This window comes from Lentimicrobium sp. L6, assembly GCF_013166655.1.
In the GTDB taxonomy this organism is placed as follows: Bacteria; Bacteroidota; Bacteroidia; order Bacteroidales; family UBA12170; genus UBA12170.
Genome location: NZ_JABKCA010000145.1, coordinates 1 through 4049, shown reverse-complemented (window position 1 = coordinate 4049; position 4049 = coordinate 1). Strand labels below are relative to the sequence as shown.

General features: G+C 30.4%; 5 protein-coding genes. All 5 read right to left on the bottom strand.

Translation table 11 applies throughout. The features are described 5' to 3' along the window. Nucleotides 1–168 precede the first annotated feature (168 nt). A complete protein-coding gene (locus tag HNS38_RS19770) occupies nt 169–1401 on the bottom strand; it encodes a methyltransferase domain-containing protein (RefSeq protein ID WP_172346973.1) in 1233 nt (410 codons plus the stop codon). Beyond that, nucleotides 1394–2023, bottom strand: coding sequence for a DapH/DapD/GlmU-related protein (locus tag HNS38_RS21010; RefSeq protein WP_172346972.1), 630 nt, complete (start codon nt 2021–2023; stop codon nt 1394–1396). Before HNS38_RS21010 ends, HNS38_RS19770 begins: the two co-directional genes overlap by 8 nt. A gap of 7 nt (nt 2024–2030) precedes the next feature. Next, a complete protein-coding gene (locus HNS38_RS19760) occupies nt 2031–2669 on the bottom strand; it encodes a histidine phosphatase family protein (protein ID WP_172346971.1) in 639 nt (212 codons plus the stop codon). A 199-nt stretch (nt 2670–2868) separates the two neighbouring features. Beyond that, nucleotides 2869–3684 carry a hypothetical protein gene (locus HNS38_RS19755; protein WP_172346970.1) on the bottom strand — a complete coding sequence of 272 codons (816 nt, stop codon included), beginning with the start codon at nt 3682–3684 and terminating at the stop codon, nt 2869–2871. A gap of 110 nt (nt 3685–3794) precedes the next feature. Continuing rightward, nucleotides 3795–4049 (bottom strand): hypothetical protein (locus HNS38_RS20345; protein WP_216663801.1); only part of this gene is annotated, 255 nt, incomplete at its 5' end.

The window sequence follows — 4049 nt, the reverse complement described above, 5'->3', positions numbered from 1 at the left end:
CATAAGCAAATGCTTAGCTCCACGGCTTAGGGCTGAAAACGATGCTTAATTGTTAGCCACTGGCATTGCAAATATGATTTTATTTATTATTTATCCCAAACACTAGCTTATTACAGTTATTAAAGATTCTGAAAAGCTCAGCTCTTTCTATGAATCAAAAAATCTCATTTATCCTACATATTCTATATATTTCTTAATCATAGGAATATTCAGAGGAAAAAATCTTTCGTTTTCTAATTTGTTTTTAAGTGATCCAACTTCTACCCATTGCGGTTCCGTATCTTGAATTCCTGTCTCAAATTCTCCTTCTGCCTTAACTAAAACGCAAACGCCAAGATAATTCATACCCCCTTTGGCAAATACAGTTGTTAAAACATCAGATTGGTTCAAGGTAATATCATTTATAGTCTCTATGCTATTGGGTAATAGACTCCCAAATAAATTTAATCCTGTTTCTTCAAAAAGTTCTCTCTTTGCTGTTTCAAATATAGTTTCATCTTTTTCAACTTTACCTTGCGGTAGTTCCCACACATTATAATAATGTGGTTCAGTATAAAGATATTTTCGCTTTTGTAGAACAATGTATTTTTTATCATTTAAAGTTTTTTCAACAATCATTGAAACAACAATGTTTATACGTGGATTCACGTAAGAATTTTTGTGACAAGTAATAATACCCCAAGTGAGTTTTGAATGCAAATTATTATCAATTAGTTTAAGCCCTGTTCGACTAGAAACATCAACTTCCAAATTATTAATAATATTCTCTAATTCTTTTTGATTAGCTTCAGGTATAGTCCCATTTCGTTTTAACCATTTATCGTAGCTTATCGAATAATTTTGAGTATATGTCCTTGAATTTAAAATTCTAAGGTTCGTTTTCGATACAGATTTATTTATATTAGACATAAAGCCTAGGTTCTTCTTTAACGGATTTCTTAACTGCTCTAGTTTCAAAATTAAATTGATATCAGTAATATAACCATCCATTACTTTTTGTGCTAAAACAAAATACCCTTCTTCCTTCAATAAACGCTTAACCTCTAATAATACTTTGTCAACTTCTGTATATTCCAAAACTGATCTAATAATGATAAAATCAAATGATTCATCGGGAAGAGGAATGCTTTCAGCTTTAGAGCATATAAATTCAATTTCATTAGGCACTATATTCCCCATATCTTCAGAAATATCTACAACAGTCCATTTTCTGCCACTTTCTTTATAGTCCTTATAAGCTAACCACCCTGTTCCCCCTCCAATATCTAAACATTTTGCATTGTTTGGATAATCTCTTAAAGGAAGTGTACATAACCTAAAGAGCTCTTCATCTTTTAGCCATTTAGTATAAGAGTTATAATCGGATGCCCTTTTCTGAAACTGTTTTTTAATATCATTCATCATACGTGATTTTTTTTATTTCTTTGGCAGGATTGCCTGCAATCATAACATTTGACCCAAAACTTTTTGTCACAACTGAACTAGCACCCACAACGGTATTTTTTCCAATTTTAACACCAGGTAAGATAGTACATTTTGCTCCGACCCAAACGTTATCTTCTATTATAATCTTGGCTTTCTTTTCTCCCTGAAGCATAAACGGTATTTTTATTTTCTCAAACAGATGGTTTGAGGAAATTATATATGAATATCCTCCAATCATAACATATTTACCTATTTCAACTCCACCTTGACCTCCAATGAAACTATGATGCCCAATTGCCGTATAATCATGAATTTTAACATACCCTCCGTAACTATCAATATTAGAAAACTCTCTAATGGAAACCCCTTTACCTAAGAATACACCTGTTTTTCTTTCACTTCTACCTTTAATGGTGACATGCTTTTTTATTATACAATTTGCCTGAATTGTAATTTGTTCTGCAGATTCAAATTCAATACTTGGATGAACATCTGTATTTTTACCAACTTTATGAAAAAAAAGTCTTAAATAGATTCTAAATGCATTACGCCAAACCTTTTTTAAACCTATCCTAATAATATTTAATATAAATTTCAAAACTATTTTATAATAATCGATTTGTATACTTTATGTCATATCTGCCCACTTCACAATCAATTGAACTAATGCCACATAAATCTAACTGATAGAAATAATAGAAGTCAACATTTGCGTTATTTGACTTAATATAACTTAATATGGCTGTAATAATTGATTGATGGGTAATGATGAAAAACCTATTGTAATCCTTATTCAGAATGAGATTAAAATCTTTAATAACTCTATTTTGAAAGGTTCTAACATCTTCGCCCTTTGGATATGAAATCTCATATCCGCTCAATTTTCTTTTCCTATACAATGCCTTATTTTTCATTAGTTTGGAATATTTGACTTTTGCTTCATCTTCACTTATCCCACTAAGTTCGCCTGCTTTAATTGGCTTTAGTGTTTGTATAATTTCAAAATTACAGTTGACTAATGCAGTAAGAATTTTTGTTGTATCCAATGATCTTAAGTCAGGGCTTGTAAGAAATAAAGTTTCTTTTGAAAGATCATTGAACTCTTTTTTTAAATAGCCTGCTAATCGAGCAATAGTTTGTTTGCCTTTACTAGTTAATTCGAAATGAGCTTTCTCATCACCAAATACATCTTGAATATTTTTGGTTGACTCACTATGTCTAATCAGATATATTTTCTTTTTCAAAATTTAAACTTTAATATTAAAGTGATTTGTAGCAATTGATTTAATGTATTGATTCTCTGATTGCATCATAAGGGATAGTAGTTTCTTTGCTTTTCTATCACCATACAGGTGTAACTTTTTAATAATCTTGCATTGCTCCTCAACTGTAGGCGTATACCAATAGTTCGGCAAGATTTTAAAACGTAAGATCAAATAATTTTTAATTGTCAGTTTTTTCATGATTGCGATAGCAAAGTAAAAATTGAACACGATTTGTAAACATTTCAAAATAGTCTTTGAACAGTTCTTTTTTATTATTTAAAAAGTAGCATGGGTTCTCTGGTCCAACAAAATCTTCATCTACAGGATTCCATGAAAAGAAGCCCCAATAAAGATACTTGTTGCCAATTTTATATAAATAGAAAAATGGAAATGTATCATAGTAAGCAACTTCAATTTTCAGGTTATTATTCTTAAACTCTGGCAGATCATTATAACCAATAAGCTCTTCAGTCAGATGCTGTATCAATGAAGCATTTCCTTCATTTCTTTTTTTAAATTTCATAGAGTTTTCAGATTTTGAGAACTCCCATCCTTTAATAAATTTTGGGTTTATTGTAAGTATCTTTATCCTAACATTTCTTGCGTGAAGTTTGCGATCAATGATTTCTGTTTTTAGCTCTCTAATCATATCACTAATCGTTCTAATTCTCCCTCCAACTATTTCAATATATAACTCTTCTGATTTATTTTCCTCCATTGAACTGTATAAATCTTTAAGAATATATGGCCTTGCTCTTCTCATATCTGAGTAGCGCTGCATTTTTTTAGGACTTTTATCATCTAATTTGATTTTTATTTCAATTATTGTCCACAATATTGCATTTAATCCTAAAAAAACGAATATTTTAAAATAGCTATCACTTACTCCAGGTATGAAATTAAATATCAACATTCCCAATATTGATATTAAAGCTACAATTACATTCCACTTAGAATACAATCCTTTTAATACATTATTAAAGTTTATTTCCATAATTCTTATTTTGTTATCTATTTGCTCTTTACGTTTTGTGTCATTTATGCAAGACGCATCCTGCTTGTGGCTAACGGTTTGGGTATGGTGCGTGTCCCGCAGGGCATGCACTATACCCGTTGTTGTAGGGCGTTTTTCTTTATTCTTTTTATTACTCGATAAATCACAATTCCAATCAGAACTGCGTTAATTACATACCAAAGATTGAAACTAATATAATTTACTTTTTGCCAAAAGGTCATACTCTCCAAACTCCAATATTCGCCTTTACTTGCATCATAAAAATCATCATAGTTCATCAGCAACAAGGCAAGGACAAAATAGATAAACAAGTCAATAATAATTATAGCTAATCCAATCAGTAT